Here is a 7,094-nt window from a genome sequence, read left to right on the forward strand (position 1 = left end):
AGTTCGGCGACGTACACACCACCGACCGCACCCAAGGCAGCACCCTGTTCGTCAACCCACTCATGACCCTCTACTTCACCTTCGACCTCGACACCCTCGCCCAGCGCAACCTCTACCTCGACCGCATCGAAAACACGGTCCACTCGCTGACGTGCTGGCAGTTCTCGACGGTGTAAGTGGTTCGCATCCGGCGTCCTCGCGGCACGGCCCCTTCGCCGATTCGCGGTTCATCGGACCGCCGCCTCATGCGAGGTACGGGCCAGTTCGGCCGGACTGTCGTCCGGTGCGGGCCGGCGTGGGGGCTGGGCAGGCAGGAACGCGCCAGCGAGCAGCGCACCGGCGAGCGCGACGAAGCCGGCCACGACACACCCGATGCTCAGGCCGTGGTCGAATGCCCCAGTCGCCGCCTGGAGAACCGCGCTGGCCACGGAGTGCTGGCCGTGGGCGGCGAGCTGGCCGGAGACGCCGTACGCCGCACCGACGGACTGATGCGCGAGGTTGGCCAGTTGGGGCGGCAGGGACGTCGGCAGGGCGCTGTCGAGCCGCGCGTCGTACAGCATGGCGTACACGCTGCCGATGACCGCGACGCCGAGGGTCCCGCCGAGCAGGCGAGTGGAGTCGTTGATGGCGGACCCGACGCCGGCCTTGTCGGCCGCGACCGCTCCCATGATCGACTCGGTCGCGGGCGCCGAGGTCAGGCCCATGCCCAGGCCATAGACGACCATCTGAAGGGCGATGATCCCGTAACCGAGCTGCGGCGAGATGGTGCCGCCGGCCCAGAAGTAGAACGCCGCCTGCAGGGCCAGCCCGAGCGTGACGATCGCCTTCGTGCCGATGCGCACCGCCAGGCGCGTCCCGAGGGTTGATCCGACGGCGACGGCGGCGGCGACAGGCAGCAGGTGGACGCCGGTGGACAGCGGGCTGTAGGTGCGGACGAACTGGAAGAACTGCGTGATCAGGAAGATGAATCCGAGCAGGGTGAAGAACGCAATCGTCACCGCGGCGCTGGCGGCGCTGAAGCGCATGTCCTTGAACAGCCGCACGTCGAGCATCGGATGCTCGGCGCGGCGCTCGCCGATGATGTACGCGGCCAGCAGGAGCGCGGCGCCGGCGAAGCCCGCGAGCGAAGCCGTCGCTGTCCAGCCGCGGTTCGGGGCCTCGATGATCGTGTAGATGAGCAGGCCCATGAACGCCCCGGACAGGAGCAGGCCCAGGTAGTCCAGGCGGTGCCGGTCGAGGCTTTCCGACCTGGGGACGAACAGAGCGACGAGGGCGATCACGGCGACGGAGACCGGGCCGAGCACGTAGAAGATGCTCGACCAGTTGTAGTGCTCGAGCAGGAAGCCGCCCACGATCGGCCCGAGTGCGATGGCGACGCCAGCCGTCGCGCCCCACAGGCCGATGGACAGCGCCCGCTCCTTGCGGCTGGTGAACACGCCGGTGAGCAGGGCGAGCGTGGCCGGGAACGTCATGGCCGCCCCGAGGCCCATCACGGCCCGCGCGGTGATCAGCTCGGCCGGGGAGTTGGCGTAGCCGCCGATGAAGCTGGACGCGCCGAACACCAGCAGGCCGGCCATGAGCATGCCCTTGCGCCCGAACCGGTCGGACAGGCTTCCCGACGTCAGCAGGAGAGCGGCGAACACGAGGTTGTAGGCGTCCACGACCCACTGCAGCTGCGAGGTGGAGGCGCCGAGCTCACGGGTCAGCGCCGGCAGCGCCACATTGACCAGGGTCGTATCGAGATTGATCACGAATGAGGCCAGCAAGAGGGCCACGAGCACGAGTGGTTTCGATGGCGAACGCGTCATGGTTGAAGACTACACACACATAGTTGAGTTTTTCTACTGCTCGATTGAGGTTGTGTAGTAGGCTGGACGCATGCGGAGTTACGGCCAGTACTGCTCAATCGCCCGAGCGCTCGATGTGGTGGGAGACCGCTGGACGCTACTGATCGTCCGGGAGCTGCTGCTCCAGGACGCGTGCCGGTTCACCGACCTGAAGAACGGGCTGCCGGGCATCGCGCCGAACCTGCTCTCGACCCGCCTCAAAGAACTCGAAGCGGCCGGCCTGATCACGCGCGAGGACGCGCCGCCGCCGGTCGCCACCGTGCTCTACCGGCTGAGCGAAGCCGGCCTGGCACTGGAACCCGCCTTGAAGGCGCTGGCGCTGTGGGGGCTACGGTTCATGGCCGACGAACGGCCCGACGATGCGTTCCGAGCGTCGTGGCTGGCGTACGCCCCGGCGTGGTTCACCACCGACGCCGAGCCCGACGCGCCGCCCGCGGTCATTCAGCTCGTCGCGTCCGGAGAGTCGGCCGTCATCGAACTTCGCGGCGGTGAAGTCCAAGCGCACCCCGGCCGCGCCACCGATCCCGACCTCGTCCTGGATGGATCGCCTCGCGCCGTTCTCGGGCTGCTCAACGGCCTGATCGACCTCGAAACCGCCAGCCGACTTGGACTGTCGGTAAGCGGTCGACGCGAGTTGCTCTCCCGCCTCCGACCGATAGCGCAGAACCAGCCCCCCGCCTCTGACGCCTAGTCATGCGCCCTTGTGTAGGCCGCTCTTAATCAGCAGCTGGCTTAGCTGGGCGCGTGCACGCTTGTGATCCCGGCGCGCTCGCGCAGTTCGTTGCGCGCGGCGTTCTCCACCAGCAGCGGGACGAAGTCACGCACCTTGCTCTCGTCGAACCGATGGTGGATGCGCCGGACCGTCTCGCGTACCTGTGGGCCGGGTACGGCCGGGGTGAACGCCTCGGTCAGGCGGGTGACGACTTGCGTGATGGCAGTGCTCTCGCTGACATGGAATTTCGCGGTCACGAAGCGCTCTCCTTGCCCTCGTTGACTACCCAGGCGCTTATCCAGACTGGTCGCGATCAATCGCACGGGCATGATTTGTGCGAATCTGGTAGGCGACCCTGATGTTCCGCCGTTCGCGACCCCAGGACTCGTCTGAGCACACTGCGAGATCCCTAGGCCGCAGACTGGCGCTGCTGCAGGCGGGCATGGACCCGGCTGACGGCGGCTAACAGGTGTGGCGTGCGCTGCGCGGCGGCGCGCTGCTGCGGTGAACCAGGACCATGACGCTCCAGGGCGCGGGCGATGCGCAGGCCGGCGGGCAGCACCCGTCCGTCCGGGCCGGCGGTCTGGTCGGCGTAGATCAACGCGTCGGTCACCGCCGAGGCCTCGTTGGGGTAGGCCGCCAACTCCTCGGCCCAGCCGGAGGCGCGAGCGACGAACAGCGCGCCGGAGTGGTGGGCGATCAGGGCAGTCAGTCGGGGCGGCCAGCCGAGCCGCTCAGCCAGACGCGCGCCGTCGAGGGGATGAAAGCGTGTGTCCACCGCCGCCGGGCCATAGCCGATGTCGTGCAGCCACGCTGCCGCGTGCAACAGGTCGCGATCCTCCGGGTCGACCGCGTGCGCCACCGATCTGGCCTGCGCGGCTACCGTCCGGGTGTGGTCCCAACGCCTCGGCAACGGCAGCAAGACCCGTTGTGCGAGCAACCGTGCCGCGGCGACGTCAATCGTCCGCATGGTCACGATCAAACGCTATCGATATGGGCGCTGATCGACCAAGAGCACACCGACCCGGCAAAGAATGATCCTTCGGCACCACGCGGGGACCGCTGAACGTCGAGGCTCGGTGCAGTGCGGCGATCCGCGTCGCGGCTGTCTGCACCGGGGTGGCTCATGCCGGGCTTTCGGGCGCTAACTCGTCGATCAGGGCCCGTACCCGCCTTTCAATCTCATCGCGGATCGGGCGGACGGCCTCGATACCCTGTCCGGCCGGGTCGTCCAGATCCCAATCCAGGTAGCGCTTGCCTGGAAAGACCGGGCAGGTGTCCCCGCAGCCCATGGTCACGCACACGTCCGACGCTTTGACCGCGTCGATGGCCACGATCTTCGGCGCTTCGGCAGAGATGTCGATGCCGACCTCCCTCATCGCCTCGACCGCGACCGGGTTCACGGCATCGGCCGGGGCGGATCCGGCCGAGCGCACCTCGATCCGACCGCCGGCCAGGTGGGTCAAGAAGCCTGCGGCCATCTGGGAGCGTCCGGCGTTGTGCACGCACACGAACAGGACACTGGGTTTGTCGCTCATGTCGCCAGCAGCGTACCGAGCCGGCTCAGGGCGTCTGGCAGCACCCAGTAGTACACCCACGTGCCACGCCGCTCCCCCTCGATCAGCCCGGCCTCGCGCAAAACCCGCAGATGGTGGCTGATGGTGGGCTGGGAGACGTCGAACGGGCCGGTCAAGTCACATACGCACGCCTCGCCGCCCTCGAACGAGGCGATCAGCGACAACAGCCGCAGCCGCACCGGATCCGACAACGCCTTAAAGACCCCGGCCAGCGACTTCGCATCCTGATCGCTCAGCGGTTCGCGCACCATCGGGGCGCAGCAGGCCGGGGCTTGCAGCACCGGCAGCTCCTTATTCGACATACGTCTATGTTGACAGTCATCGATACAGATGGCAAGCTGGGCTACATAGACGTTCATCTATCCAAGGAGTGTGCGCCGTGTCCCGTGTCCAACTCGCCCTACGCGTGGCCGACCTGGAAGGCTCGATCGCCTTCTACGGCAAGCTGTTCGGCACCGAGCCGGCCAAGCGCCGCCCCGGCTACGCCAACTTCGCCATCGCCGAGCCCCCGCTCAAGCTCGTCCTGCTCGAAGGCGAGCGCGGCCAGTCGACCCGCATCGACCACCTCGGAGTCGAGGTCGCCGACACCGCCCAGGTCACCGCCGCCACCACCCGACTGGCCGGCGAAGGGCTGGCCACCGACGTCGAGCAGAACACCACCTGCTGCTACGCGGTCCAGGACAAGGTCTGGGTCACCGGACCCGGCCGCGAGCGCTGGGAGGTGTACACCGTGCTCGCCGACGCCCGCCCCGACCTCGAAGGCCAGACCGGCACAGCGGTCGACGGCGACCAGACCGCCTGCTCCTGCCAGGCCCCTGACGCCCAACCAGCCGACACCGCGCAACTCTCGGCCGGTACGAACCCCGTCTGCTGCTAAGCACGGACGGGGCCCTCGAGCCGCGAAATCCGACGTTCGATTCGCGGCTTTCGCCTGGATACGTTCGCCGCTTCCGGGTAGCCCGGCTTTATGGCTATCGACATCCAAGAAATCGAACGCAAGTACGAGGCCCCTCCGAATACGCCGATGCCTGACCTGACCGACCTGCCGCGCGTCGCGGCGCAGACCACCCTGTCGGAGGAGTCCCTTGACGCCGTCTACTACGACACCGCAGCCTTCGATCTGCTGCGCGCCGGAATCACCCTGCGCCGACGCCAGGGCGGATCTGACGCCGGATGGCACCTGAAGGTCCCCACACAGGAACACGGGGTGCGGACCGAGCTGCGCCTGCCGGATGACGAACGGCTACCGGACGAATTCGCCGACCTGTTGACCGCGCGCGTGCGCGGCCGTGAGTTGCAGCCGGTGGCCCAGATCACGACAAGGCGTCGCCGCTCAATACTCAAGGGCGACGACGATCACGCGCTCGCCGAGGTCGCCCTCGACGCGGTGACCGCGGCGAGCTTCGGCCCCGAATCGTCCCTGACCCGCTGGAACGAGGTGGAGATCGAACTGGCCGAGGGCGCGGCCAAGGGACGCGGCCTGCTGAAGGCGGCTGATCGACAACTGCGGCAAGCAGGAATCCGCCGCTCGTCGCGCGCCTCGAAGCTGCACACCGCGCTCGTGCACTCGCTAGACGCGGTTGACGAGCAGCTGACGAACCGGCCGCAGCGGGTGGAGAACGCCGCGGCGGCGCCGGTGCTGGCCTACCTCCGCGAGCAGCTGGAGGAGCTGACCGCCTGGGACATGGCGGTACGCAGGGATGAGCCAGATTCGATCCACCAGATGCGGGTGGCCGCACGACGCATGCGAGCGGCCTTGCAGGCATACCAGCCGATGCTGCGTGGCGACCGCGTGGAGCATCTGATCAGCGAGCTGCGATGGATCGGACAAGAACTCGGACACGCCCGCGACGAAGAGGTCATCGCCGAGCGTATTTCCGTGCGGATTGACGAGGTCCCGAGCGAGTTGGTGCTCGGCCCCGTCGCCGCCCGAGTTCAGGGCCACTACGCTCCCCGGCAAGCCGCCGCGCGTCGCGCGCTGTTGGAGGCGCTGTGCTCCGAGCGGTACATCGCGCTTCTGCGCAGCATCGAAGCCTTCCTGGCCAACCCGCCGCTCACTCAGGGCACCGAGGACGTCCCCGCGCTCGTACGCCGGGCACATCGCCGAGTAAGCCGCCGCATGCGGAACGCTCTTCAGAAGGCGCCCGGCCCGCAGCGTGACGCCGCCTTGCACGAGGTGCGCAAGGCCGCCAAGCGGGCCCGCTACGCCGCCGAGGTAGCAGAACTCGGCTACGGTAAGAAGGCCCGGCGGTCCGCACGCGGCTACAAGAAGCTGCAATCGCTACTCGGTGACCACCACGACGCCATCCTCGGTGCCGCCGCGTTACGCGAACTTGCCCTGCGCGCGTACACCGAGGGGGAAAACACCTTCACGTACGGGCTGCTGCATCAACGCGATCTCGACGAAGCGGCGCGGCTCGCTCACAGGGCGCCGCGTGCGTGGAAGCGTGCAAGTCGCTCGAAGCGCACCGCCTGGATGAAGCGCTGATCAAGCTGGCCCCGGTCAGAACTCGTCGGCGGAGAAGCGTACTGCTCCGTCGCCGATCACCGCGTCACACCACACCCGTGTGCCGCCGCGCAGCTCGTTGCGGGCGCCCACGCTCGCCCCGTCGCCGATGACGACCCCGTCGAGCACCGTGCCCGGGCCGACCGAGGCTCCGCGCCCCACGATCGAGTCGCGCACCACGACTCCGGCCTCGATGTGCGCGCCCTCGCCGATGACCGAACCGGTGACCTCAGCGCCGGAGGCGATGCGCGCGTTCGCGCCGATCGTGCTGCCGCCGCCGACCTTCACGTCCGCGTCGAGGGCCGCTCCCGGCAGCACCAGCGCGTCAGCCAGGTCGGGGCGTGCGGTGGACGGCACGGCCGGGGACTCGACCGCGGCCAGAACCAGGTCGGCCGAGCCGCGCGCGAACGCCTCCGGCGTGCCCAGGTCACGCCAGTAGGACTGCTCGACCG

8 protein-coding genes and 1 pseudogene are annotated in these 7,094 nt (G+C 68.6%); 3 read left to right on the forward strand and 6 right to left on the reverse strand.

Annotated features, from left to right (window positions below):
• Positions 1-227 precede the first annotated feature (227 nt).
• Positions 228-1,808 (reverse strand): MFS transporter, encoded by a 1,581-nt coding sequence (locus VFA06_RS06235; protein WP_324839456.1) that lies wholly within the window; start codon positions 1,806-1,808, stop codon positions 228-230.
• A gap of 70 nt (positions 1,809-1,878) precedes the next feature.
• Between VFA06_RS06235 and VFA06_RS06240 the strand changes: the two genes are divergently transcribed.
• Complete coding sequence (locus VFA06_RS06240) at positions 1,879-2,538, forward strand: helix-turn-helix domain-containing protein (RefSeq protein ID WP_324839457.1); 660 nt, start codon at positions 1,879-1,881, stop codon at positions 2,536-2,538.
• A 41-nt stretch (positions 2,539-2,579) separates the two neighbouring features.
• Here VFA06_RS06240 and VFA06_RS06245 read toward each other — a convergent pair whose 3' ends face one another.
• The 4 genes from VFA06_RS06245 to VFA06_RS06260 form a co-directional block, all read right to left on the reverse strand.
• The gene (locus VFA06_RS06245) at positions 2,580-2,816 is read right to left on the reverse strand and encodes a three-helix bundle dimerization domain-containing protein (protein WP_324839458.1); all 237 of its coding nucleotides are present in this window, start codon (positions 2,814-2,816) and stop codon (positions 2,580-2,582) included.
• A gap of 152 nt (positions 2,817-2,968) precedes the next feature.
• Positions 2,969-3,529 carry an HD domain-containing protein gene (locus VFA06_RS06250; protein WP_324839459.1) on the reverse strand — a complete coding sequence of 187 codons (561 nt, stop codon included), beginning with the start codon at positions 3,527-3,529 and terminating at the stop codon, positions 2,969-2,971.
• A gap of 154 nt (positions 3,530-3,683) precedes the next feature.
• Positions 3,684-4,097, reverse strand: coding sequence for an arsenate reductase ArsC (locus VFA06_RS06255; RefSeq protein ID WP_324839460.1), 414 nt, complete (start codon positions 4,095-4,097; stop codon positions 3,684-3,686).
• Complete coding sequence (locus VFA06_RS06260; RefSeq protein ID WP_324839461.1) at positions 4,094-4,438, reverse strand: metalloregulator ArsR/SmtB family transcription factor; 345 nt, start codon at positions 4,436-4,438, stop codon at positions 4,094-4,096. The genes VFA06_RS06255 and VFA06_RS06260 overlap by 4 nt, the downstream gene beginning before the upstream one ends.
• Positions 4,439-4,515: 77 nt before the next feature.
• On the opposite strand from VFA06_RS06260, the gene VFA06_RS06265 reads away from it, so the two are divergent.
• Together VFA06_RS06265 and VFA06_RS06270 are read left to right on the forward strand one after the other, a co-directional pair.
• Positions 4,516-5,013, forward strand: a complete 498-nt coding sequence (locus VFA06_RS06265) for an ArsI/CadI family heavy metal resistance metalloenzyme (RefSeq protein WP_324839462.1) — start codon at positions 4,516-4,518, stop codon at positions 5,011-5,013.
• Between the two features lie 90 nt (positions 5,014-5,103).
• Positions 5,104-6,624, forward strand: a complete 1,521-nt coding sequence (locus VFA06_RS06270; RefSeq protein ID WP_324839463.1) for a CYTH and CHAD domain-containing protein — start codon at positions 5,104-5,106, stop codon at positions 6,622-6,624.
• A 15-nt stretch (positions 6,625-6,639) separates the two neighbouring features.
• Here VFA06_RS06270 and VFA06_RS06275 read toward each other — a convergent pair.
• Positions 6,640-7,094: pseudogene (locus VFA06_RS06275) on the reverse strand (NDP-sugar synthase); the annotation flags it as partial.

The organism is Actinocrinis sp., assembly GCF_035653575.1.
Taxonomy (GTDB): domain Bacteria; phylum Actinomycetota; class Actinomycetes; order Streptomycetales; family Catenulisporaceae; genus Actinocrinis.